Origin of the sequence: Desulfosporosinus sp. FKA (assembly GCF_002196785.1) — a bacterium.
Classification (GTDB): Bacteria; Bacillota; Desulfitobacteriia; order Desulfitobacteriales; family Desulfitobacteriaceae; genus Desulfosporosinus; species Desulfosporosinus acididurans.
In genome coordinates this window covers 369,246-392,909 of sequence record NZ_NAHZ01000031.1, presented here as the reverse complement: position 1 = coordinate 392,909, position 23,664 = coordinate 369,246, and the positions used below count along the sequence as shown (strand labels likewise).

At 39.5% G+C, this 23,664-nt stretch carries 25 protein-coding genes and 1 riboswitch; of the genes, 4 read left to right on the top strand and 21 right to left on the bottom strand.

The genetic code is table 11. From position 1 onward, the window contains the following. On the top strand, positions 1-441 hold a 441-nt coding region (locus tag B5771_RS16880; RefSeq protein WP_172408301.1), incomplete at its 5' end, for a helix-turn-helix domain-containing protein. 156 nt (positions 442-597) lie between these two features. On the opposite strand, the gene B5771_RS16875 is transcribed toward B5771_RS16880, so the two are convergent. From B5771_RS16875 to B5771_RS24365, 13 genes are all read right to left on the bottom strand, one after another. Continuing rightward, positions 598-933, bottom strand: a complete 336-nt coding sequence (locus B5771_RS16875; RefSeq protein WP_207652711.1) for a hypothetical protein — start codon at positions 931-933, stop codon at positions 598-600. A 132-nt stretch (positions 934-1,065) separates the two neighbouring features. After that, positions 1,066-2,388 carry an amidohydrolase gene (locus tag B5771_RS16870; RefSeq protein WP_088188576.1) on the bottom strand — a complete coding sequence of 441 codons (1,323 nt, stop codon included), beginning with the start codon at positions 2,386-2,388 and terminating at the stop codon, positions 1,066-1,068. A 29-nt stretch (positions 2,389-2,417) separates the two neighbouring features. Next, positions 2,418-4,121 carry an adenine deaminase C-terminal domain-containing protein gene (locus tag B5771_RS16865; protein WP_088188575.1) on the bottom strand — a complete coding sequence of 568 codons (1,704 nt, stop codon included), beginning with the start codon at positions 4,119-4,121 and terminating at the stop codon, positions 2,418-2,420. Between the two features lie 20 nt (positions 4,122-4,141). After that, positions 4,142-5,212, bottom strand: coding sequence for an ABC transporter substrate-binding protein (locus tag B5771_RS16860; RefSeq protein WP_088188574.1), 1,071 nt, complete (start codon positions 5,210-5,212; stop codon positions 4,142-4,144). A gap of 4 nt (positions 5,213-5,216) precedes the next feature. Beyond that, positions 5,217-6,284 carry an ABC transporter ATP-binding protein gene (locus tag B5771_RS16855; protein ID WP_088188573.1) on the bottom strand — a complete coding sequence of 356 codons (1,068 nt, stop codon included), beginning with the start codon at positions 6,282-6,284 and terminating at the stop codon, positions 5,217-5,219. Between the two features lie 14 nt (positions 6,285-6,298). Then, positions 6,299-7,090 (bottom strand): ABC transporter permease, encoded by a 792-nt coding sequence (locus tag B5771_RS16850; RefSeq protein WP_348982959.1) that lies wholly within the window; start codon positions 7,088-7,090, stop codon positions 6,299-6,301. Further along, positions 7,083-7,910 carry an ABC transporter permease gene (locus tag B5771_RS16845; protein ID WP_088188571.1) on the bottom strand — a complete coding sequence of 276 codons (828 nt, stop codon included), beginning with the start codon at positions 7,908-7,910 and terminating at the stop codon, positions 7,083-7,085. Before B5771_RS16845 ends, B5771_RS16850 begins: the two co-directional genes overlap by 8 nt. Positions 7,911-8,587: 677 nt before the next feature. Continuing rightward, complete coding sequence (locus B5771_RS16840) at positions 8,588-9,325, bottom strand: hypothetical protein (protein ID WP_088188570.1); 738 nt, start codon at positions 9,323-9,325, stop codon at positions 8,588-8,590. A 152-nt stretch (positions 9,326-9,477) separates the two neighbouring features. After that, on the bottom strand, positions 9,478-10,644 hold the full coding sequence (locus B5771_RS16835) for a hypothetical protein (protein ID WP_088188569.1): 1,167 nt from the start codon (positions 10,642-10,644) through the stop codon (positions 9,478-9,480). Continuing rightward, complete coding sequence (locus tag B5771_RS16830; RefSeq protein WP_088188568.1) at positions 10,641-12,092, bottom strand: HAMP domain-containing sensor histidine kinase; 1,452 nt, start codon at positions 12,090-12,092, stop codon at positions 10,641-10,643. Before B5771_RS16830 ends, B5771_RS16835 begins: the two co-directional genes overlap by 4 nt. Positions 12,093-12,105: 13 nt before the next feature. After that, positions 12,106-12,801: a response regulator transcription factor gene (locus B5771_RS16825; RefSeq protein ID WP_088188567.1), complete on the bottom strand. Its 696-nt coding sequence runs from the start codon at positions 12,799-12,801 to the stop codon at positions 12,106-12,108. Between the two features lie 345 nt (positions 12,802-13,146). Next, positions 13,147-13,608: an ATP-binding protein gene (locus B5771_RS16820; RefSeq protein ID WP_242966868.1), complete on the bottom strand. Its 462-nt coding sequence runs from the start codon at positions 13,606-13,608 to the stop codon at positions 13,147-13,149. Between the two features lie 40 nt (positions 13,609-13,648). Next, positions 13,649-13,789 (bottom strand): hypothetical protein, encoded by a 141-nt coding sequence (locus tag B5771_RS24365; protein WP_172408300.1) that lies wholly within the window; start codon positions 13,787-13,789, stop codon positions 13,649-13,651. Between the two features lie 304 nt (positions 13,790-14,093). After that, positions 14,094-14,205: riboswitch (TPP riboswitch) on the top strand. An 88-nt stretch (positions 14,206-14,293) separates the two neighbouring features. On the opposite strand from B5771_RS24365, the gene thiM reads away from it, so the two are divergent. Continuing rightward, positions 14,294-15,163, top strand: a complete 870-nt coding sequence (gene thiM / locus B5771_RS16815; RefSeq protein ID WP_242966867.1) for a hydroxyethylthiazole kinase — start codon at positions 14,294-14,296, stop codon at positions 15,161-15,163. Positions 15,164-15,172: 9 nt separating this feature from the next. Further along, positions 15,173-15,892 (top strand): thiamine phosphate synthase, encoded by a 720-nt coding sequence (locus tag B5771_RS16810; protein ID WP_088188565.1) that lies wholly within the window; start codon positions 15,173-15,175, stop codon positions 15,890-15,892. Between the two features lie 228 nt (positions 15,893-16,120). Here the strand turns inward: B5771_RS16810 and B5771_RS16805 are convergent, their stop codons facing one another. Further along, a complete protein-coding gene (locus B5771_RS16805; RefSeq protein WP_088188564.1) occupies positions 16,121-16,438 on the bottom strand; it encodes a type II toxin-antitoxin system RelE/ParE family toxin in 318 nt (105 codons plus the stop codon). After that, positions 16,422-16,706, bottom strand: coding sequence for a type II toxin-antitoxin system Phd/YefM family antitoxin (locus B5771_RS16800; protein WP_348982960.1), 285 nt, complete (start codon positions 16,704-16,706; stop codon positions 16,422-16,424). The genes B5771_RS16805 and B5771_RS16800 overlap by 17 nt, the downstream gene beginning before the upstream one ends. A 1,034-nt stretch (positions 16,707-17,740) precedes the next feature. On the opposite strand from B5771_RS16800, the gene B5771_RS16790 reads away from it, so the two are divergent. Next, on the top strand, positions 17,741-18,010 hold the full coding sequence (locus tag B5771_RS16790; protein ID WP_088188562.1) for a type II toxin-antitoxin system Phd/YefM family antitoxin: 270 nt from the start codon (positions 17,741-17,743) through the stop codon (positions 18,008-18,010). Positions 18,011-19,233: 1,223 nt separating this feature from the next. Here the strand turns inward: B5771_RS16790 and B5771_RS16780 are convergent. The 6 genes from B5771_RS16780 to rfbH form a co-directional block, all read right to left on the bottom strand. Further along, on the bottom strand, positions 19,234-20,259 hold the full coding sequence (locus tag B5771_RS16780) for an NAD(P)-dependent oxidoreductase (RefSeq protein ID WP_088188560.1): 1,026 nt from the start codon (positions 20,257-20,259) through the stop codon (positions 19,234-19,236). A gap of 39 nt (positions 20,260-20,298) precedes the next feature. Then, positions 20,299-20,466: a hypothetical protein gene (locus B5771_RS23940; protein ID WP_172408299.1), complete on the bottom strand. Its 168-nt coding sequence runs from the start codon at positions 20,464-20,466 to the stop codon at positions 20,299-20,301. Positions 20,467-20,717: 251 nt separating this feature from the next. Next, positions 20,718-21,020, bottom strand: a complete 303-nt coding sequence (locus B5771_RS16775) for an NTP transferase domain-containing protein (RefSeq protein WP_088188559.1) — start codon at positions 21,018-21,020, stop codon at positions 20,718-20,720. Positions 21,021-21,068: 48 nt separating this feature from the next. After that, on the bottom strand, positions 21,069-21,203 hold the full coding sequence (locus tag B5771_RS25100; RefSeq protein WP_282433353.1) for a hypothetical protein: 135 nt from the start codon (positions 21,201-21,203) through the stop codon (positions 21,069-21,071). A 29-nt stretch (positions 21,204-21,232) separates the two neighbouring features. Beyond that, positions 21,233-22,336, bottom strand: coding sequence for a glycosyltransferase (locus B5771_RS16770; protein ID WP_088188558.1), 1,104 nt, complete (start codon positions 22,334-22,336; stop codon positions 21,233-21,235). A 12-nt stretch (positions 22,337-22,348) separates the two neighbouring features. Further along, entirely contained in the window at positions 22,349-23,659 is a 1,311-nt protein-coding gene (gene rfbH / locus B5771_RS16765) for a lipopolysaccharide biosynthesis protein RfbH (protein WP_088188557.1), read from the bottom strand. Between the last annotated feature and the right edge of the window lie 5 nt (positions 23,660-23,664).

Genomic DNA, 23,664 nt, shown 5'->3' with positions numbered 1-23,664 from the left:
GACAGTATTATCCTGGGTATCAGTGATACGGCACATTCCCTTGCCCAAATTAGTTTAAGCTACAAACGCGCTCGTTTTTCTCTGTCTGCTGCAGAATTCTACAAACGGCAGTGTGTGCGTTTTGATGAGCTTGGACTGCTTCAGATATTTTTCGGTGTATCTGATCCGAGTTTGCTGGAAACACTTTTTCTGCAGCATCTGGGTAAATTGGAAGAATACGATCGCGACCACGATTCAGATTACATGCACACGCTTCATATTTACCTCTTATCAGATTGCAGCCTGCTCGATACGGCATCCCGGCTGCACACGCATCGAAATACGATCGTTTACCGTCTTCGAAAAATTAAAGAAATCCTTAATATTGAGCTGGAGAATTCATCGATTAAATTTAATCTTATGATGTCCTTTTGTATTAAAGAATATCTTTCTATGTTGTAATTTATTGTTTATAAACACAAATAGGATACCATCCCTTAAAATCATTAGTGACAGTACCCTTGTTTTAATTTTTATTATGCCTTACTTCTCGATTAAATGGCTGCCTGAGCCGCTGCAATCAAAATAGGCCATTCACTATTTTTCGCTATTATAGAACTATGGAGCTAGAATTATATTAGTAAATGCCCATTGAGTTGAAGAATCATAATCCCGTAGCACCGCTATAATATTAAGACCCATTTCTTGTTCCAGCTTTTGTCTCAACATACTTTTAAATAACTTACTTAAATGAAAGTCCACTTCTTCCTTTAGCAAAGGGATCTCTCTCTCCAACACTTCTGAACGTTGTGCCCGCCTATGCTTGGAACGAATAGTCAAGACATCCTCTCTTATATTCGCCTTCAATAGGACAGTACCATAACCAAATAATTCTATAGAAACTTCATTATAGATATGACAAATCGTTTTTCTATTCTCAGTTGAATCAGTCAAGTACACTTTACCACCTGCTATCATTCGTCATCGTTATAATTCTGGCATAACAGAATTTTACCGATTTTTAAGCCCGAATTCAATGGGACGTCGCTAAAAGATAGCAGAAAATCCGGTATGTTGAGCATTAACTCAATTCATTCCAGAGTAATTGCATTCCATTTTAATTTTTAGATTTAGAGCCTTAAGTTCCTGTTGGATCTTTTCAATTTCGTATTCAATAAAGCATTTGTTCCTGACCAAAACCTTGCCATTAACAATCACCGTATCGACATTGCCGGCATTGGCAGCATACACAAGGGTAGCGTAATAATCGTAGATGGGTTGCATATTCACTGAGTCGGTTTCAAGAATTACCAAATCCGCTTTTTTACCCGGTTCTATAGAGCCTATTAAGTTATCGAGTTTTAACGCTCTGGCACCGCCTAAAGTAGCCATTTCCACGATGTCCCTTGCAGGAAATAGTGTCCTGTCATGATTAAACAACTTGTGTATTTTAGCTGCTAATGACATTTGGTTGATAATATCCAGTGTATTTCCGCTCATCGGTCCGTCACTGCCAAGCCCTACCCTCATCTTTCTATTCACCATTTCCTTGAGAGGAGGAACACCTTTTCCCGCTTTAGCATTGGCACCGATATTATGAGCGATACCGATATTTCTCTTATCAAGAATATCCATATCATCCATCGAAACATGGATTAAGTGAGCTGCAATAAACCGTTCATTTAGCACCGATAAGCTCTCAAGATATTGCACTGGGGTCATATTATACTCGTTTCGGTATTTCTTTATTTCAGCTTCCATCTCCGCCACATGCATCATCATTGGAACATTGAATTTTTCAGCTAATGCGGAGGCCTTCTGAATATGAATACTGTCATTGGTATAAGTTGCATGAGGAGCAATAGCCGGTGTGATCAGGTCATCCCCTAACCACTTTTCAATAAATTGTTCACCGACGTCTAAACCACCGTATGGTACTCTAGAATCCGGAGATGGAAAATTAACCACAGTTTCTCCAAGGACTGCTCTAATTCCCATTTCCTTTGCCGCTTTTGCCACTTCATCCTCAAAGTAATACATATCTGCAAATGTTGTCACACCGGATAACAGCATTTCCGCAATACCATATTTAGAACCGAGTGACACCAGGTTCTTATCGACCAACTTTTTTTCTAGTGGAAAGATATACTTTTTCAGTCTATCTGCAAGATCATCTCCCAGACTTCTAAAAACCACCATTGCAGCATGAGTATGTGTATTTACCATACCGGGTATTAAGATGCCATTATTACCATCGATGACCCGGCCAGCTTTATATTTCTCATGCAGCCTTTTGTCTCCTACTGCCTCTATGACGTCACCTTTAATAACCACAACACCATTTTCGATGATCTTTTTTTCCGAATTCATCGTAAGTATAGATACATCTTTGATAATCAACCTATCCAAGAAAATACCTTCTTCTGACTACTTTAATTTTATAAAAGTAAGTCAACAAATTTCTGTTCGCTTACTTTGATTAAGCCTTGGTCGCTAATTTTTAAGGCTGGACTGACAGGAAGGGTGAGCGTGCTCAGCGACATAATTTCATTATGATGCGTATAACCTAATTTCTTTAGAGCTTGTCTAACATCTTTTAACGTTTGGGCTAATATCTCTAGTGATTCTTCAGATAAAATACCACCGACCGGCAGTTCCAAGGCTGCAATGATTTCGCCCTGATCTGCGACACAAATACCGCCCTGATGATCAATAACCCAATTCGCGGCTAATACCATATCGTCTTCATTTCTTCCCATGATCATTAGATTATGACTATCGTGGGAATAACTACTGGCTGCAGCACCTCGCTTAAGTACATCTCCACCAACCAAACCGTAAGATCTTTGATTGTTTTTTCCATACCTTTCAAAAACTGCAATGAGGCAATAACTTGAATTCTGCCACAGTAAGTGATTTCGATCAACCTCAAACCAATCAAAACATTCCTCAGTAAACGTGCTATCGTTGTGCACTTTGATGATTCTGCATAAAGCTCTGGTTCTATTATCGGATATATATACTCTAAAATCGGATGAAGATAACCTGGAAAGCTTTATACTATTATAGAAATGAGCGGGGAAACATCGTTTTTGCTCTGCAAATTCACAAGTTTCATTTCCAACCTTCACTCCACGCTTGAAAACTGAATGGATAATGAACTCATCCAGATCACTGAGCAATATAAAATCAGCAACTTTCCCCGGTGCTATGCTTCCTCTATCAGTTAACTTTAGTCTTCTTGCCGGTGTATAAGTGGATATATATATGGCCATTTCCGGCCTCATACCCATTTTAATTGACTTTTTTACTAACAGGTTTAAATGTCCTTCTACAAGTTTATCCGCCATTACATCATCTGTTACCAGCGCAACATGATCATATAGATCATGTTCTATAACATAATCTATAATTGGCTGAGTTAAAGACTTTTCCTGTAGTTCCACGAACATACCTTTTTGTATCTTCTCCTCAAGGGACTGAACAGTCTGTTGAGTATGATCCCCATCTACACCACAAAAAATATACTTTGAAAGTTCCAAACCAGAGATTTTGGGACAATGTCCTTCGATAACAAGTTCTGGCCTTTTCTCCTTGATTATCGAAATAATCTTGTTAATTTCGGAATCCCGATTTTCCACTAGATTCCTAAAATTCATGACTTCTCCGAGACAGAGCACATCTTTTCTTTGAAGGAGTTGTTCCACTTCTTGTACACCGATGTTTCCGCCTGAAGTTTCCATTTCAAAAGAGGTCGAAGGAACAGAGCTGGGAATGCCATAAAATATATCGATCAGCTCGTTATAGTTCATATCCATCATAACTTCTATTCCTTCTAGTCCAAATACATTTGCTATTTCGTGCGGATCTGCCAAGACAGTTGTTACCCCATGTGTAATAACTGCCTTGGCAAATTGTATCGGCGTCGTCATGGAGCTTTCAATATGCATGTGCATATCTATCAATCCTGGAATAAGATACATTTCGTTTCCGTCAATTACATTTTTTGCGTTTAACTGCATACCGCCTGCCTCCGATATATGGAGAACTCTTCCCTCGAAAACAGCCACGTCCTGATAAAAAAATTTCTTAAAGTATGCATTATAAACGTGCACATTTTTAATAATCAAGTCTGCATCCATGCCTGGCCCTCTTTAATAATTTAGTTATTAAACAATCTATTCCATTGATCAATCCATGTCTTTAACTGCTTGTTTACAAAGCTGTAATCTAAGGCATTTGCCTTATTTACAGACTCGCCATAGGATAAGTTTGCAGCATCCTTTTCAGATAACTTAACATCCACGTTGATCGGTGAATCACCGACATTTGGAGCAGTATTCGATTGGACTTTTGCACTTAACACATAATTGATAAACTTAGTTGCCAATTCTTTATTTTTAGAGTTCTTAGTAATGTTAATGGTGTTAAAATTGAGGAACGCTCCCTCTTGCGGATCAACATAGACGGCATCTGGCATTGCTTTTTTAAGGGAACCTACCACGTAATCTGCAGCAACTGCTGCTGTAATTTCACCATTTGAGAACATATTGACCAAATCAGATGATTTGGTGTAGGTTTTTACCACATTTGGCTTGAGAGCCTCTAATGCTTTAAAAGCTGCAGCACCATTGTCACTCTTTACATCCGAACCCGCATCTAATCCAGCTGCGAAGATCATGGAAGGCCCAAAGGTTGTCGTGATATCAGGAATTGCGATTTTTCCCTTTAAGTCTGCTCTCCACAAATCTTTCCAGGAAGTAATTTTCCCACTCACCGCTTTAGGATTATAAACAATCGCTGCCCGATTGAGAGTATAAGCAGGACCATAACCCGCATCAACAAACTTTTGTGCTACAGGCAAAATCTTTTTAGCATTAGGTACTTTACTATAGTCTATTTTTGCAAACAACCCATCATCAATGGCCTGTTGCGAGTAAGCTTCTGCTAAATACATTACATCTACCGTACTATTTGGATTATTTTTTAGCTTTGCCAGCCTTTCGTCATTATTTCCAGTTTCAACAACGATCTTTACGTTATTGGCTTTTTCAAAAGGTTCAACAACATATTTCATGTACTGGTCCTGATTTAATCCCCAGGTTGATACGACTAACTGTGTTGGAGTTCCTGCATTACTGGACGTGTTATTGGACGAGCTTGTTTGAGTACCGCAGCCAGTAAACAAAGTCGTTACCATAAGAGCTGCCAAAACTAAGGCTATTTTTTTCATTAAATTAATCCTCCTTTGATTTTAGGATAAGTACTTTATTAGATGGCAAATGCAACTTTACCTTATCCCCTTGATGATACATGCGTTCCTTACTGCTGTTAACGATCATTGCCCCCACTTCCGTGTCCACACTATATTGATAATCTTTGCCAACAAAGGTTCTTACTTCAATACTTCCTTGAATCACATTATCCGTCTGATTGCTGTCACTTGGCAGCAGTTCAATATTCTCGGGTCTTATGGTTCCAGTAAACACTTCTTCTCGGTCTGAATACGTTTCTTCCTCATCAATATGTATTGAAATACCACTATCCGTTAGAAATATGCCATTTTCTTGTTTTTTAAGAGAAAAGAAATTTTCAAAACCAATAAATCTGGCAACAAACTCTGTCTTAGGACGGGAATATATCTTTTCCGGCGAATCATACTGCTCAACAACACCTTTATTCATCACTGCCACCATATCCGAAACAGAAAAACATTCCTCCTGGTCATGAGTTACGAATAACGTTGTTATACCCATCTTTTGTTGAATTTTTTTGATTTCCACCCTCATTTTTAGACGAAGCTTTGCATCAAGATTACTAAGCGGTTCGTCTAAGAGCAGTAAATCCGGTTGAATGACCAAAGCCCTTGCCAGTGCCACTCTTTGTCTTTGTCCTCCTGACAGCTCCTTCGGATATCTTTTACTATAGGCTGATAAATCCACTGCCTCTAATATTCCTTCAACGGATTCCTTAATTTCTTTCTTACCCGTTTTACGCATTTTCAGCCCAAAAGCTACATTATCAAACACCGTCAAATGTGGAAATAATGCGTAACTTTGAAATACCAAGCCAAAATTTCGTTTATAAACAGCTAACCTTGTATAATCACTACCATCAAATATAAACTCTCCTGCCCGCGTATCTATGAAACCAGCGATAACCCTGAGAGTTGTGGTTTTCCCACATCCGCTGGGACCAAGCAGTGAAACAAACTGACCTCTTTCTATATTCAGATTTAACTTTTTTAAGATATCTGTTTTCCCATCATAGGAAACACAGATATCTTTCAAATGGATTAATGCCATACTTTTTCCCCCGCTCATTCTGTGAAATGATTAAGACCTAACGTTTTTTCTATAACAAACATAATTAATACTGTAATAGCCATAAGGATCACCGACAGTGCAGAAATTGCCGGATCGTAGTTGTATTCCACATAGCTCATCATACTAATAGGCAATGTACTCACCCCTGGTCCTGTTAAAAATAACGATACAGGTACATTATTAAAAGAGTTAATGAAAGCCAACATGAATGCCGCTATTACACCTGAAGTTATATTGGGAAGAACAATTAAGAAAAAAGCTCGCACCTTCGTAGCACCTAAGCTCACGGCCGCCTCTTCTATGGAAAAATCAAGATTATCCAGACTTGATCCTATCACGCGAATAATATATGGAATGACAATAATCACATGACCAATTAGCAAGCTTAAAAAAACCCCAAACTGCAATTTAATGATTAGAAAACGAAAAAAAGCAAAGCCAAGTACCACTCCTGGTACAATAATTGGTGAGATAAAAATATTTTGCACAATATTCTTTCCGCGATAATTCTTCCTGCTAAGTGCATAAGCGGCAGGTATACCTATAATAAGAGCAATAAGTGTAGCGAGAACTGCTACCTGGAAACTAATACCCAGTGTTGTCATAAAGGTTTCCGACTGAAATACCATAGCAAACCATCTAAAGCTGAAACCTTTTGGCGGAAAAGACATAATATTACCCGAGTCAAAGGCTGTGGCGCCAATTATTAGCAAGGGCGCACACAAAAACACATAAACTAAGATGACAAACAAGACTAAAACTTTATTATTTTTCAAACTATACACCTCTCACATAGAATCTTGAGGCTAATTTGTTAATACTAAACATCACTACAAGTGTGATCAGTATCATCACCATTGAAAGAACAGATGCCTGTGTCCAATCACTCAACGTCATGGCTTTCTGGTACAAAAGCGTTGCAAGGACCGTATTTTTATTACCTCCCAAAAGTTGGGGGGTTGTATATGCCGTAAAAGTACCTGTAAATACCAAAACGCTTCCAACAATCATTCCAGGCACACTTAGAGGGAAAATTATCTTAAAGAAAGCAACAACCTTGTTTGCGCCCAAGCTTTCTGCCGCTTCAACCAAGTCATCCTCAATACTGTCCATAACCCCTACCATAGAGATGATCATTAAGGGTAAAAAAAGATATACAGAACCTACAATGATCGCTGATTCTGTATATAGAAACATACGAGGTTCAGTAAACAGATGAGCAGAAACAAGCAACGAATTGATAATACCATTCCTGCCCAATATCGTCATCCATGCAAAAGAACGTACAACTGAATCTGTTAATTGTGGGAATATTGCAGCAGCAAGTAATAACCCTTTAATCTTAGGACTGCTTTTAGCGACATAATAGGAAACGGGTACCCCAAGAAGGATACAAATTACAGTCGTTATAATACCAATTCGCACCGTCCGCATGAGTATACTCATATAATAGGCATCTTTAAAAAAAACAATATATCTGCTTAACGTTATTCCTTGATCACCCTTTAATGTAGGAACGATGATCATTAGAATGGGTAGAAATAGAAAAAACACAACCACAATAAGTCCTGGTATAAGCAGTAAATAAATACTTTTAGCCTTCATTTTTTAGATAAATCCTTTCTCTTAAATGTGGCTAATTATCTCATAGCCTCGTTGTCGAAGTAAGATGAAATCAGTCGAATTTGTCGTCTATCAACACTTTTTAGTTCTTCATGTTCTTCATTGGCCTATAAAAATGTGTAAATAAAAGAAAGTGTTTTTGTTAGTATAAAATATCTAACAAAAACACTTCCCTCTGTAAACAAAGTAAAATGTATCCGTTACAAAGTGAACCTCTTATCCCTTAAGATAGATCAAAAGAGATCGAGTTAGAATTCACATAAATTTCTTTGCTAATCATGCTACCAATATTAGTTCAAAGAGTCAATAGTCTAAATCAGATTTTCTATCCGTTCCTTTGTTCATTGGGGCAGGTATGTATCCCTTGAAAAGCATCCATAAAGGAAGACATCTCTAAGATTGACCTTATCATGTTATAGTGCTTAATAAAATCGTTAAACAATACGAGCCCTCCTTAGGATGAATTAACATGAACTGGGATAAACCTATAGAAAGAGTGTAAACTAATCTCATAACCCCTTGATATATAAGGCTTTTAAACTTCAAACACTATTTGTGCCTTACCTTGATTAGTCCTAATTGCTAACAGCCGCCTGAGCTGCAGCTATCATAAAGGACCAATCTTAATTTTTATTATTAGGGAACACTGTAAGCTGCCTCTACATTTTCTTTATCGTTATTCCTTGAGTATTAAAGATGGTCCCGTTGTCACTGACATTTTTGAATTGATAACCATAATTATACAAGAGCTTAGTTGTACCATTCTTCGTGATCGAAATGTCCCCTTTGACTGGAAGACCGCTGCTGGGATCAAGGTAGACATTTTCTGAATAGACAGTGCCCTCTTCACCCGGCATCGTCGATTTATCCTCCCTGGCCAACTTATGCAGTGATTTTCCAGCCGCAGTTTGGACAAGGCCCTCATCCTTCCAACCCGCTCTTCTTGTCCCTTGTTGATATTCATTAATATAATCTTGCTTCGTTGCGGTTAAACTGTTGGTTAAATTATGATTTTGAGATTTCATTTCATAACCTGTCAGCTTCCCCTGAGCATCCTCTGAGAATTTAATATAATCATTCCCGTTCTCCAAAACATAAGCTCCGGCAACAATTTTTTTGGCAAGGTCGTGATAACTTACTTTTTCATTATGGTTGGCAGGATTGGCCCAAGTTTCGTCAATGGCAGCAATGCTGCCATCAGGATTGTAAAGTGTTTTTTTTGCATATTCGATGTTGCCTTCCTGTTGATTACTTGTGGTTGCCGAAGCCACAATGTGTCCTGTCGGTTGAATATTACCGGTCTTAGCCGTCGCAGCCAAAACTGATGTTGAGGTAACAGCCAAGGTAGCGACAATAGCGGTTGCAGCGAGAACAGTTGTCATTGATGTTTTCTTCATGGTAAGAATCTCTCCTTTTTAATATCCATTTGCTTAATTTAATGAGGTACATTGCTTGATGTACTTCATGCTTTAATTATAGATTGGAGATTTTTCTTACCTTAGAGCACTTGTTGCCAAATTGTAAATTTTAATTTGCCTATCTGTTAATCTTATAAGTTTTTGAATAATATCCTGCCCAAAATTGCACTGTCCGCGCTGTTTTGAAGGTAATACAGCACCCTGCTGTCTTTTGTCCACATCATATTTTGGATAACCTTAGAATCCTGATAAACAATTTCATCATCGGTAACCTGTTTATTGTTTAGTGAGGCAACATGGATTTGATTGACACCATTCATTCCTATGACACTATAGGCAATTTTCCTGTTGTCCGGGGATAGACAAAATTCCGTAAACTTTTGCTGATCATTTGGGACATTAATTAGTTGGGACAGCTTATTACTTGAAAAATCATAGGTGAATAATCCATATTCACCCTTTTCAATTCCGATATAGGCAATAGAATTATCTCCTATAGGGAAAGAATCATAAAAACTTAAAATTCCTTGAACTCGATACGTCTTTTGACGTTTAGTTTTAAGATTAAAGAGAATAACCTTAGAATTCCCCTGACTCATATTTCCTGTAAGACATATAGTATCTCCGCTGTTTAAGATATTTAAATTGAGGGAGTATTTGTTTGGGTTTAGATTATAGTCCGAAATTTTGTAAAGATTTTCTCTTTGACCCGTCGCAATATCATAAATAAATAAATAATCATCAACCCCCACAAACTTTTGGCCATCCGGGAGCCATTTACTGATAAGCACATTGTCTAGACTATCAAGATTCTTTTTGTGGACAATGTCACCAACGTATAGCTTGCCAAATTCTTTCCCCGTTCCATAAAACGAAGTCAACATCGTTTTTCCATCAGGAGATACTTGAATTGTACCTTCAAAGGATCTCTCTTCTTGCAGTAATCTATCCTTGAAAGATCCCTTGGCCAAATCATAAATCCCCGTTTGCAGGAGAGAGGACGAATCATCTTGCGTCTGCCTGAACATCAAGGCAGCGGTGTTCAAATCCAAAAGATCATACGCTTTGACAGAATAGGGAATTGTAAACCTAACGATTTTATCGACACTGAAGGAGCCTGACTCCGTATTAGACGTTTTATCTTGAAAAAGCGCTTTATCCAAGACGATCGCAGAGCAATCTTTGGCTCTGAAGGAATACAGATTGGTTATAGTCAGCAGCGCAAAAATACCTGAGGCCATGATTATTATAGGGATAATTAAATTTCTATTGACTTCAAAATGAAACGTTCCTTTCATAAAACCCCGCTTTCAAACCGCAGAATGACCTCTGTCCCTTCTCCGGGTATGCTCTTGATATCAATACAGCCCTTGTGCTTTTCCATGATTTCTTTGACAATTGTCAGCCCTAGACCGGTGCTGCCTAATTCTCGTGAGGTTTTTTCCGAAACTCGGAAAAAAGGATCAAACACCTTTTGCCTCAGTTCCTCCGGAATTCCGGGCCCTTGATCCTTAATTCCGACCCAAACAACATTTTTCTCACGACAGGCATTGATTTGAATGACAGAATTGACATTACCATATTTAATCGCATTATCGATAAGGTTAATCAGAACTTCTTTTAATCTGTCCCGATCTCCTTTGAGCCGGAGATCTTGTTCTATTGAACAGTTAAGGACAATATTGTACTTTTTAGCTTTTATCATCATCTCATCGCTGGTTTCTTCAATTAACTCGCTCAAATTTAGATCAGTAAACTCATAGCTGAACTTATTGGAAGACGCCTTGGAAAGCTCGATTAATTCTATCACCATATGATTTAAGCGGCTGCTCTCGTTAATAATACTTTGCAGACCTTTGCGGGTGAATTCATCCTCTTTGATTCCTAAATCCTCAATTGCCTGCGCATAGCCGGCAATGGTGGTGATCGGTGTCTTGAGTTCATGAGTCACATTGTCAAAGAATTTTTTATTTTCTTTCTGGACTTGTTCCAGTACATCCCGGTCCTGCTGAATGATTTCAATCTGCTCCCTGATTTTAGCCATCATAAGTTGAAACCTAGAGGCTAAATAGCCGATTTCATCATTCAAATGAATATTTAATTTCAAGTCATAATTTCCTTGAGAAACTTCTTCGGCAGCTTTGGCCAGTTTTTTTATGGGTTTGGTGATTTGTGTGGAGAATATGTAGGAGGCAATAAAGATAACAAAAAAGATTATTGCTGCGAAAAGACAAATCATATCCATGAATTTTTGATTATCGCCGTACAGTTGAGTGTAGTCTTTAAAGTAACGCAGAATACCGACAGCGGGCCGACCAATAGGATAAGAGAGGCTAACCATCACCTGATTAGCTCGAAAGTTAGTGGTATAGGCTATTTCCCCCTTCATCGCTTTGGCTAAATCCTCAGTTTTATCCAGGTCATCTGCCGGAGCAGAACCATAAGAAAGCTTTTCTCCCTGCAGGCTGTAAATATCTACATTGCTCCCGATTTGAGTACTTAACTGCCTGGAAATATTCTCTGCCTCAGAAGGAAGGGTAGCAGCGCTTAAGTCCATATTAGAGACTAACCGATATTGGCTCAAATATAGATCGAGATTTTTTTTGGCCGCAATCATATCGCCCTTGATAATCCGCTGCGAATTTTGCCAGGTGGTATTATAAACGGCAAAAGTAAGTAAAGAAAAGCCGATCAAGAGAATAATTGACAAGTAAAGGAGAATTTTTAACTGGATAGAATATTTCATGCTAAGTACCCGCTTAAACTAGTTTATAGCCAACGCCAAAAACTGTTTCAATAATGGATGAATTCTTGTTTTCATCCAGTTTTTTTCTAACCCGGCGCACATGGATATCTACTGTCCGACAATCACCGGTAAACTCATATCCCCAGACCTTATCCAAAAGTTCCTCTCGGGTAATAGCCTTTCCCGGGCGTTCAGCCAGATATACTAAAAGATCATATTCCTTATTCGTAAATTCAATCTTTTGACCATGGTGATGGATTTCATGCCTGTCCTTAAAAATTTCTATCTCCCGCTTGAGTTTTATCACTTTCTCGTTATGATCCACTGCTGCCTCGGCAATCAGATCAATCCGACGGAAGATAGTTTTAATCCTCACAACAACTTCCCTCATATTGAATGGCTTGGTGATATAATCATCTGCCCCAAGCTCCATACCCAGTATTTTGTCCACATCATCAGATCTGGCAGTGATTATTATTACCGGGATAATAGAAGCAGCCGCAATCCGTTTACAAACTTCAAAACCGCTTAAATCGGGGAGCATAATGTCTAGCAAAACAAGGTCCGGCTCATATTCCCTAACAGATTCCAATCCCTGCTGTCCGCAGTTGGCAACAATCGTCCTAAAGCCTTCATTCTCCAGATAATGAGAAAGAATGTCAGATATATTTTCTTCATCTTCGATGATGAGTATCGTCTTCTTCTCCAAGCAGATTCCTCCAGATTTTTTCTTTGTCTATCCGTTTAGTATAGCACAAGATTATTTCATCCTTTCGCTAGGTTGTTTCCAAGTTGTAACACAGCATAGCTGTGATAAATAAAAACAGGGGTAGTGTCCACTTAATAAAAACAATACCCCACTATTTTTCATCTAAATCTTCTAGGCATATATGATTTTAGAAACTTCGATTACATTTAAATAGGAATCTGCAGCTCGTCGATTAGTCCTTGTTGCTAACAGCCGCCTGAGCAGCTGCAATTTAAAAAGGGCCTATCTCTTTCTTTCATTATGAAACACTTTCATTACCCCTAGCACGCATAGGTTCTGAGTCAATTAGTTGAACCCCTGATCAAATATTACTTTTATAATTGCACCCTTTCCAAGGTCACTTTCTATTTCTATTTTAGCATCATGAATCTCAGCTATTTCTGCACAAAGAGAAAGGCCAAGTCCTACCCCGTTGTTAGCTCTTGATCTGGACTTATCAACCATAAAGAATGGCTCAAGCACTTTTGGTATCTCCATTTTAGGAATACCGATTCCCATATCCTTAACTTCAAGTATTATCTTCGCTTCATCATTTTTGAATGCCCTGACTGATATTTTGTCGCCGCTCTTTGAAGCCTTAAGCGCATTATCAACAAGGTTGGTCAATAAAACCTTTATCAAATCACAATCCATTTTCATTTTTAGGACTTCCGAGGATATTTCCAAAGTAATACCTTTAGCCGCCAATTTAGGCGCTAAAGTGTCCTTCACCTCTAGAAAGAGCTCTCGGAGGTCTTCTTCTTTCATTTTAAAGTCTTTTTTTCGAAGAACGATTAAATCCATGAGCTTAAAAGCAAGCTTTTCTAATCTTTTTTACAACTTTGTTTTTCGTAGCGTTGACAGAGCTTTGACTAGCATAAACAGCTGCTGTGCTGCTGCCCACCATTGTTATTGCCAGGGCAAAAACCAAGATACCTTTCTTATTCATAATAACCTCCAAATACTTTTTCGTTTGTGCACAAACCTTTACTACAAATTTAGTTTAAACCACAAATATATAAAAAATATCTTTAAGTTGTCTCCAAATTGTAAAATTAACGGATTAAATTTTGACAACAAATCAATGATTACTTGCAAAATAAAGAGTTTGACTTCCTAATCGGCTCCATGCACCGGATTGATGGCCTGAACTTATTCAACGGTGATTAGAATTCCCCGATTGGAGGCCCAATAGGTAACAAATTCTTGAACGTCATCAGAAAAAGTGATATGCTCTTCGTAGAAAAAGCCTACAATTTCATAGAGGGAGCTTAAGGAAGTAAGCTGAGAGGGCAGTTGGTACCACTGCCGACCTTTGAACCTGATCTGGGTAATGCCAGCGGAGGGAAGTGATCTATTTTATCGGTAATTAATCCGCTCATTTTCCTAATGGGCGGTTTTTTGTTTATTGGGCACAAGTATCTATTCACCAAATCATTAAAGAGGAAGAGTCATGAACCTGCCTCTAAGAAAGGAAGACTATAATATGATCAATCAAAAGGACATTAAAAGCCAAATCATTCAGGCAGTTGAAACTGTAAGGCAGACAAATCCGATGGCAGGATCGGTCACCAACACTGTAACGATCAATTTTGTGGCTAATGCCCAGCTTGCCGTCGGGGGATCTGCAGCGATGGTTTATCTGCCTGATGAGGGTGAATTTTTGGCAAACGTCGGCGGAGCCACTTATATAAACATGGGTACGCTTCTGCCGATTTATGAAGAGACTTTACCTCAAATAGCAAAGGTTTCGCATGATACGGGGAAACCCTGGGTCCTGGATCCTGTCGCAATCGGTATTGGTTCCCTTAGAAATCAGCTGCTGCGGGAGTTTAAACAGTACAAACCCTCTGTGATCAGAGGTAATGCATCGGAAATTATTGCCTTGGCTGGCTTGTGGGAATTAGACGGCGGAACGGATGTATCCAATGCCCGCGGTGTTGATTCGACGGATTCGGTCAGCGACGCCAAAACTGCTGCTATTGCCCTGGCCAAGTGGACAGGCGGGGCTGTTGCTGTATCGGGTAAAACAGATTTAATAACAGACGGTTCCGTCATCGCCTTCTCTTATGGAGGATCACACTTTATGGAGAAAATCACCGGGGCAGGCTGTTCCCTGGGTGGAGTCGTTGCGATTTATGCAACAGTCGCCTCGCCGTTTATTGCGGCACTTACTGCCGCTGCGGTTTATAATTTGGCTGGAAGCCGCGCTGAAAATAAGGTAGACGGTCCCGGAAGTTTTCAGATACAGTTCCTCGATGAACTGTATAAAGCAAGCGCAACGGATATTGCTTCCAATTCATTAGAAATTAAGGAGGTTTAGGAACACAAAATGAGCATAAGAGAAAAACTTGATATATCAGCCTACTTAGTTGTGGGCCCTGAGAATACGGCAGGTCGGCCTGTTGTGACAATCATTAACGATGCGCTTGAGGCCGGGTTTACCTGTGTGCAAATTCGTTCAAAGGTTGCCTCTGCCCGCGAAATGATTGAGTTAACCCGGCAGGCCTCTGAGGTCATCGCGCAAGCAGGTAAGTCGGATGACGTCGCTTTGCTCGTGGACGACCGACTTGACGTGATCCTGGCTGCCAGAAAACAAGGAATAAAGGTTGATGGAATCCACGTAGGGCAATCGGATATCCCAGTGGAAGTTTGCCGGGAATACTTAGGCGAAGATTCAATCGTTGGCTTATCAGCCAGAACCTATGAATTATTCGAATATATCCAAACGGCGGATGTCACTCAGGTTGACTATTTTGGGGCCGGACCGCTGCATGAAACACAGACGAAGCCGGACTGTGGGCTCGACCGGGATGGAAAAATGGTCACAAGAAGTTTTGCCGATATTTCTAAGCTTGCTGAACTCAGTCCGATTCCGGTGGTCGTCGGCGGCGGCGTTAAGCTGGTGGATATACTTCCCCTTGCCCAAACCGGAGTCCATGGTTTCTTCGTCGTTACCGCTGTGTCTGAGGCTGATAATCCAAAGTTGGCAGCTGCTGACCTCGTTAAAGCCTGGAAGCTCTCTAAACATAAAGATACAACCGAAAAATAGTGACGGAATGAAAATTTAAAAAACTCTTCGTAATATTGGGTTCATTTATGACTTTACTTATCCTTTCTATTGTTACTGAACCTCAAGGATTGGAAAGAATACTTGCCTTCTTAAATCCTGCCGCAGATCCACAAGGAAGGGGGTATGTAAAATTGAAAGAATGGTCTAAGATTTGAAATTAATAAGAGGGTAATGTCTCGTAAATTAAGAGACATTACCCTCTTGTGCCTACAACAACCAACCATAGTCCTGACGCGTATCAACAACTGCATCCACATACACGGTGTTTTCCTTGATTTGATAGATCAATAGATACCTTTTCTCCAATAAAAGCCTTCGGTATTTTCCCGATGGAATCAACTGGTTAACCAGCCATGGATTTCTTTCTGGGAACTGTTCCAATGACGTTGCCCTTACCTGAAAATCTTCAATTAACCGCATGGCTGCATGCTCACTAACCTGGACCAGAAAGCGTGCGTGTGATACCAGCATTTGCTTGGCCTCATCGGAAATAACTACGGTGTATCGTTTATTTTTGCTGCCCATCTAGCACCTCTCGGGCTGCAGCCTTCATCATATCGGAGACCTGGTCAATGGAATAGCCCGGTTTTCCAGTCAGCCTACCTTCTTCTGCAGCAACCAGATTTTCCCGTAGCCGAAGCATACTTTCCCTTCTTGCATAGGTTTCTATATCCATTACAACGAGATCACCTTCTCCGTTTTTCGTAAGATAAACCGGTTCTCCTGATCGCTTGCACAATTCGGAAATCTCGTTATAATTTTTGCGGATTGCTGCTGACGGCTTGATATTCATCATATAAATCACCCCTCTCGGTAGCAATAATGCACACTTATTATATGCTTATTATACTATCACTGTATAGATTTGTTGTCTATAAAACATAAAACGGCTGATAAAGACGCTTTCTCAGAATATCATTTGCCACACTATAATACTTTGTCCTCTTAAGAGTATGGCATTTCAATATCCCCTTGTCCTCATGTATGTTTTTACTAAAAAGTTTTCTGTATTTCTTGGAATCAGAGGTCGATGCTAAAAGCTTATTCCTCCCATCTCTATCCGTCTTTATAGTTATATATTCGGTTTCGACATACTGTTGTATTCTTCTTATTTCATAGCTTATCTGCCTTGAGCTAAGCTTTTCTCTTTTCACCTAAATCTTCTCTTGAAAAGCATCCATAAAGGAAGACATCTCTAAGAATTAACCGTATTATGTTATAGTGCTTAATAAAGTCGTTAAACATTATGAGTCCCCCTTATGATGAATTAACATTAAAATTGTAAACCAAACCAATAATGTTTTACAGACAAAAATCTTGCTATATTTGGAATTAAGGACAAAAAAACTCCGTTGAAACAAGTTTCTATCTTGGTTCAATGGAGTTTAGTTTTTAATGCTGCCCTTGTCTTATTTGGCTAAAATCCGGGAAAGCTCTTGCTCTATAGCTTTGTTCGCCACCGCTAGTGAGTAGAGATATTTAGCGATTCTTAATAGCTGCTTGGACGGCAGCTATCACAAAGGACCTATCTCATTTTATAACATTATGGAACACTTTATTCCGTTGCATAAATCCAAGATGTCTTATCCATCTCATTTGGTATTATATGGATTGCAAGAAATGTCGCCGCCATCCCTACAAAACTTCCTTTTGAGTAATGGAACCGAAATCTCCTGCCTTAATGTAATTCTTTTCATACCCGAATATTTAGCATCAACATGTATCGAATTGTCAATCAAATATATTAATATAATACTATTTTTCTTGTATAATTATTGTATAATTATCGTATAATAATAGTAGATCAAAATGATAGGAGAGCACTTGATGATTATTAAGTCATCGACAACGCTTCGCAACGACTATAATTCCATAGCCCAACTTGCCCATGAAAAAGGCGAACCAGTTTATATCACCCGAAACGGTGAAGGAGACCTTGTTGTTATGAGTATTGAAACCTATGAACGTCGCGAAGCTATGCTTGATCTGCGTGAAAAATTATTGTTTGCAGAGCAACAACGAATTGCTGGCGAACAGACTATTTCTCTTGATGAAGCTTATAAACAGCTCAAGGAAAAGATCCATGCAAAAGTATGATGTTGAACTGCAAAGTGTATTAATTTGAAGCTGTTCTGCTTTACCGCTTGCAAAAAAACCACCATGTTCAGCAACTGGACAATAAATTTCTTGAATTATGGACGTTTTTCCCACACCGGCATATCCACCTACTAATAATATATGTGAACCACCTTCGGCCACATGCTCATACATCTGATCCAACTTCTCCCGTTCTCTATCTCTTCCATAAAGTTTTTGTGGAATTTGAAATTTGTTTGATATATCGTTCTTACCAACTTAAAAATCCCCCACAAAACCTAGTTCGAGCAACGACTCTAAGCATTTCCTGAAGTCATGTACAATCCCTGCAGCGCTCTGATAGCATTGCTCTAAATCTTTTGCCATTAGTTTCATTATGATTGCTGAAACTGATCTCGGTATATCTGGATTTACAATATGAGGTGCTTTCGGTGTTTTAGCAATATGACTGTAAGCGGTGGAACACATACCGTGTGGGATAAAAACAGCCCCACTGTTTGAAAAGGCCACTGAAAATCTAGGAAAATCTATTGCTTAGATATCCAAAGCCACCATATACCGTAGGTAAAATGAAAGTCAGCACTATATATGGTACTGACCTTCTCGAAGATAAAGTTTTTCAGTGGCCTCTGTTTGAAGTGGAGCTGTTTTTTTCTATCCTATTACGGTAGGTGTTCCACCGCTTACGGATCTTTCTGAGAAATGCCAAAACACACTCGATTGCTTCCTGGATGCTTTTGCATAGAAAACCTCCTTAATGGATTTGTCTTGGTTGACCGCCAGACGTCTCTATTATGGAGGAATAAACAAAATAGCAGAATACAATATTCCGATTCTTTTAATCGGAAGGATAGTGAAGGTATTGCATCTACGAATTACTCAGTATGGTTTGAAAGGTAATCGGAATACATTAAAAATCGGAATATGCACTACCCTGCCCGTAGATAAGAGCCAGTAATATTATACCCATAAAAATGTCTCGGATCTTTTTACCAAAATTACGAGTTTAAGGACTAAACCAAATTTGACAACTACACCAGTTCCATTTCCTTGTCCGTTAGAATGTTTCTTGACTATTTCATTTGATAACCTCCACCTTGTTTTATATGGAGATTATTGTCATTTACAAGGGTGTTTATTCAGCCTCGTATTAAGTCAAAATCCTCTCGTTTTCGTGACCGTCGCCGTATGGGGTTTGTGCGATGCTCGTGGTTTAACCGCTATTACGCCCAGTCCTCTGCTAACCGTAAATACATTTCTTTCAGACCATATTTCGGCTGCCAACCAAGTGCAGTGATTTTATCTATATTCAATTTATGCTCCACCGTAGGAGCATATCCGAGGTTCTCTTTCGGAATGTCAACAACTACCTTGCTTTTACCATTACCAAGCGTAGAGGCAACTAACTCCGCCATTTCACGGATTGTCATACTTGTCTCGGGATTTGAGATGTTATATGCCTCGCAGTTATTACCTTTCAAGAGCAAGGTAAATAACCCACAAACTGCATCGGCTGTGTAACAATAATTCCCTCGTGATTTGCCTTCCGTGTGGAGAACAATATTCTCGCCATTTATCGCACTTCTGGCAAATTGAGCGAACACTCGTGTATCGTCTTTGGGAGTTGCTGCTCCGAATGTCTGCGCAAGTCGGGCTATTTTTATATTTAAACCATACTGCTTAGCAAAGGAAACACACAGCATTTCACAAAAGCGCTTACTTTCAGGATAACAACTGCGTGAATTTGATAAATCAATATTGCCTAAATCTTGCTCTGTTACTTCACCGTCTAAATTCTGCCCATAGACTTCCATAGAGGATAGATAAATAAAACTCTTACACCCTTTTTTACGAGCAAATTCGAGCATATTACGAGTGCCGTCTACCGAAGTCGTCATTACATCCACAGGTTTTTCTACCATATCAGCCGATTTAGTTATCGCCGCGCAATGGAAGATATAATCCACCCGCTCCAAGGAAGAGAAGATGTGGAAATCACGAATATCAGCGCTTATAAACTCGGCATTGGAAATACCGAGGGCATCAAACTTAGCTTTATCTCTGCCACACGCTATAAGGCGAATATTAAATTTATATGTGGCGTTGGCATGGTTTAAAGCTCGAATAAGCATACCGCCAATTAAACCTGTTGCGCCGGTGATTAGGACAGATGAGTTTTTTAATTCATCCCATGGAATATTGTTGTCAGAAACTATAGATTGTAAATCTACTTTTAATATTTCAATCATAGTCTGTTAGTCCTACTTCCAAGCATTATTCCGCTAATATTAAGTCATTGAAAAATCATAAACTCCAACTGTAATTTCAGCATTCTTAACCCATTCGCAGGCACTCTCATAATCCTCGTTAGTGTCGAACTCAATCCATCCGTTGTTAAAATGAATCGCCTTAATATGTTCGCCATTTTTAATGAGCGCATTCAGCAAATCGGTCATATAAGCTTGCCTTATAAATTTCCTGATTGTTGCCAAGGAGCATTAAGAAACTTTTCGTAATCTCGTTCCCATAGATGTACGATTTGGCTTAATGCGTGTTCTGAGAATTTCAGCAGACCAATATAGCGAGCATCAATATCGTCAAGTTTCGGACTTTCAAGTCCAAGGGAAACTATATCATCGTTAGAATCAATAACGAGGCTCTCCGTATCAAAATCAACTTTGCCGTATCTTTTGAGCCAGTACGCTTTCTAGTTATCATCAACAGCAACGGAGATGTCGTCGTTAAACTCCGACCTTGCCGTCATTAGCGACTCTACCATATTTGTGGTCGCGAAATTTTCGTTGAGGTAGTATCTAACGCAGTTGTAATCAATCTTATCTGCGGCGTAACCGCGAACAATAATAATATCATCAATGCCAGCTCTTTTATAAAGCTCAATTTGACGTTCAATAAGGGCCTTGCCAAAAAATGCAAGCATTCCCTTGGGCAAGTTTTCGGTATATTTTTTCAGGCGCGTTCCATGCCCCGCCGCTAATATAATTGCTTTCATTTCTAAGCCTTCAAATCAGATTGCGCGAAGATTCTTATTAGATAATCTTTATCCGATTGTCGGAATGGTGTTTCGCCCCCATTTTTTTATTATCAATAAAACAAAAAACATTTTCTCCGCAAAATAGTTCAACGCCTGTCTTCCCCTATCTCCGGCGCCAAAGAGTAATATTTGCTTACGCATATCAAAATCTCCACTCTATATAATAGAACTCAAAACAACGACAGATTCGCAAAGTATCCATCTGTTGTATCAAGCTCAGCAGTTCTATCAGCATCAATCCAAGTCCCTTGAAGTACATGAACGGCATAAGTTTTTTCAGTCACTTCGTGATTTAACCCCATTCTGCTCTTTGTAGAAAAATACTCCGGAGGGTATATCGCCATACCTTCAATTGTCTGATAGCTGAAATCCTGTCTAAAACCATACTTTTTTAGAGTTTCTCGCTCATAAAAGCTACTGATTCGTTGGTCATAACTACCGTCCGAGAGAATAAAACTTTGGTGTGCCCTCGGTTCGTCTCGAAGTTCTTTCATAAGCGGCAATCCTGCTACACTCCCACATATTGCAAAAGTAGGCACAGCCCATTCAAGGTACACACAAAAGGCATCATTAAATAAAAGCGTGTCAAAGCTCTTCTGGCATAAAATATCCGTGTCAAGGTAAATTCCGCCATAACGATATAAAACATCAAGCCTTAAAAAATCGGCAGTAAACGCATATTTTTTTGCTTCATAAGATTGTCTCATATATGCGTTTTGATAGACATCGTAGTTATCTTCATTCCATTGTATTATCTCATATCCGGGATTAAATTTCTTCCAACTCGCAATACAATCAATCATACTCTGCGGCATGTCTGAACCACCAAGCCAACAATAATGAATAGTTTTATGGATTTTCTGACGTCCCCTGCAAAGTATATCTACAACAGGTCTGTTTTTAGTGTATGAGCGGTTTAATAACGGAAAGATGTAGCACTCGACATTATCAAGCTCATGGTATTGATTCAAGTTAGCAATAATCGCACCGTACACCTCTGCGGTTATTAATATCACTGAATTGGACAACTCCGAAACAAGCAATCTTTCTATCCCGTAAATAGAAATGCTTCTTGACCCTAACCGCAGTGACTCTCCGTGCTTCTTTACATCCCTGTCAATGAAACAGTCTATATTATTAAATATCCCCGCATCAATAAAAATGTCCTCGATTGACAATGCAACAAGACCTGCTCCATAACAAACAACGGAAAGATTTTCATCTTTAATTTTTTTTACAAACTTGTCAAATGAAATGTCGCATATACCTTTCACAAAATCAACCTCTTATTTAATGTGTTTAACGCTCGAAATAATGGTATCAGCAATAAAATCAACAGCATTGTTGTCCATACCCGGATAAACTCCTACCCAGAACAGATTATTCATAACACTGTCCGTATTATCAAGTGACCCGACAATGCGATAATCAACACCTTTCATACACGGTTGACGAACGATATTGCCGGCGAACAACATTCTTGTCTGGATTTTGTTATCTTCCAGGCACCGAACAATTCTCTCGCGGTTAACACCTTCGCGGCAAAGGAGTGGGAAGCCAAACCAAGATGGGTTCGAGTTTCCGCATGGTTCGGGCAATATTAACTTATCTGATAATTCACTTACAACATTGCGAAGCCGTGCAAAATTGTGTCTTCGCGCCGCGACAAAACCGTCTATTTTATCAAGCTGCGCCACACCAATCGCCGCTTGCATATCAGTGGCTTTGAGATTATAGCCAAGATGAGCATACACATATTTATGGTCATAACCATGCGGCAAATCGCCAAACTGTCCGTCAAAACGATGTCCGCAAAGATTGTCCTGCCCCGACGCGCAAACACAGTCCCGTCCCCAGTCTCGGAGCGAACGCACAATTTTTGCAAGCAGAGGATTGTCAGTATAAACCGCACCGCCTTCACCTGTGGTAATATGATGCGGAGGATAAAAGCTTGATGTGCCAATATCCCCAAACGAACCCGTTCTACGTGTAACTCCGTTTAGTGCATATTCACTGCCGAGAGCGTCACAGTTGTCTTCGACAAGCCATAAATTATGTTTATCGCAAAACGATTTCACTGCTTTAATATCAAATGGATTGCCGAGCGTGTGCGCTACAAATACAGCCTTTGTTTTTTCACCAAGAGCATTCTCAAGCTGTGTTGCATCTATATTATACTGCGGAATTGTCACGTCTGCGAAAACAGGAACCGCGCCAAACTGTACAATAGGAGCTATTGTTGTCGGAAAGCCCGCCGCTACTGTTATAACCTCATCGCCGCGCCTTATAGCTCTGTCTTCGAGTTCAGGTGCGGTCAAGGCCATAAACGCAAGCAAATTCGCACTTGAGCCGGAATTAACAAACGAACAGTATTTCACTCCGATATATGCCGCAAGCTTGCTCTCAAATTCATCGGTAAAGTGACCGCTCGTCAGCCAAAACTCCAAGGCGGAATCAACGAGATTAACCATTTCTTCGCTGCTATATACTCTGCCCGAATAGTTAACTTTATCACCTTTTTCAAAGGGTTTTCGGATATGATATTTTTCGGCATACGCTCTTGTCAATTGCAAGATCTGTGATTTTAACTCATTCACGTTCG

Coding starts and splice junctions, on each gene's coding strand:
- B5771_RS16800 (WP_348982960.1), bottom strand. CDS start 16,706: ATGAATATCAAGCCGTCAGCAGCAATCCGCAAAAATTATAACGAGATT.
- thiM (WP_242966867.1), top strand. CDS start 14,294: ATGAACCTGCCTCTAAGAAAGGAAGACTATAATATGATCAATCAAAAG.
- B5771_RS16860 (WP_088188574.1), bottom strand. CDS start 5,212: ATGAAAAAAATAGCCTTAGTTTTGGCAGCTCTTATGGTAACGACTTTG.
- B5771_RS23940 (WP_172408299.1), bottom strand. CDS start 20,466: ATGACCGATTTGCTGAATGCGCTCATTAAAAATGGCGAACATATTAAG.
- B5771_RS16775 (WP_088188559.1), bottom strand. CDS start 21,020: ATGAAAGCAATTATATTAGCGGCGGGGCATGGAACGCGCCTGAAAAAA.
- B5771_RS16810 (WP_088188565.1), top strand. CDS start 15,173: ATGAGCATAAGAGAAAAACTTGATATATCAGCCTACTTAGTTGTGGGC.
- B5771_RS16790 (WP_088188562.1), top strand. CDS start 17,741: ATGATTATTAAGTCATCGACAACGCTTCGCAACGACTATAATTCCATA.
- B5771_RS25100 (WP_282433353.1), bottom strand. CDS start 21,203: ATGCGTAAGCAAATATTACTCTTTGGCGCCGGAGATAGGGGAAGACAG.
- B5771_RS16830 (WP_088188568.1), bottom strand. CDS start 12,092: ATGAAATATTCTATCCAGTTAAAAATTCTCCTTTACTTGTCAATTATT.
- B5771_RS16805 (WP_088188564.1), bottom strand. CDS start 16,438: ATGGGCAGCAAAAATAAACGATACACCGTAGTTATTTCCGATGAGGCC.
- B5771_RS16845 (WP_088188571.1), bottom strand. CDS start 7,910: ATGAAGGCTAAAAGTATTTATTTACTGCTTATACCAGGACTTATTGTG.
- B5771_RS16840 (WP_088188570.1), bottom strand. CDS start 9,325: ATGAAGAAAACATCAATGACAACTGTTCTCGCTGCAACCGCTATTGTC.
- B5771_RS16780 (WP_088188560.1), bottom strand. CDS start 20,259: ATGATTGAAATATTAAAAGTAGATTTACAATCTATAGTTTCTGACAAC.
- B5771_RS16855 (WP_088188573.1), bottom strand. CDS start 6,284: ATGGCATTAATCCATTTGAAAGATATCTGTGTTTCCTATGATGGGAAA.
- B5771_RS16835 (WP_088188569.1), bottom strand. CDS start 10,644: ATGAAAGGAACGTTTCATTTTGAAGTCAATAGAAATTTAATTATCCCT.
- B5771_RS16820 (WP_242966868.1), bottom strand. CDS start 13,608: ATGAAAGAAGAAGACCTCCGAGAGCTCTTTCTAGAGGTGAAGGACACT.
- B5771_RS24365 (WP_172408300.1), bottom strand. CDS start 13,789: ATGAATAAGAAAGGTATCTTGGTTTTTGCCCTGGCAATAACAATGGTG.
- B5771_RS16865 (WP_088188575.1), bottom strand. CDS start 4,121: ATGGATGCAGACTTGATTATTAAAAATGTGCACGTTTATAATGCATAC.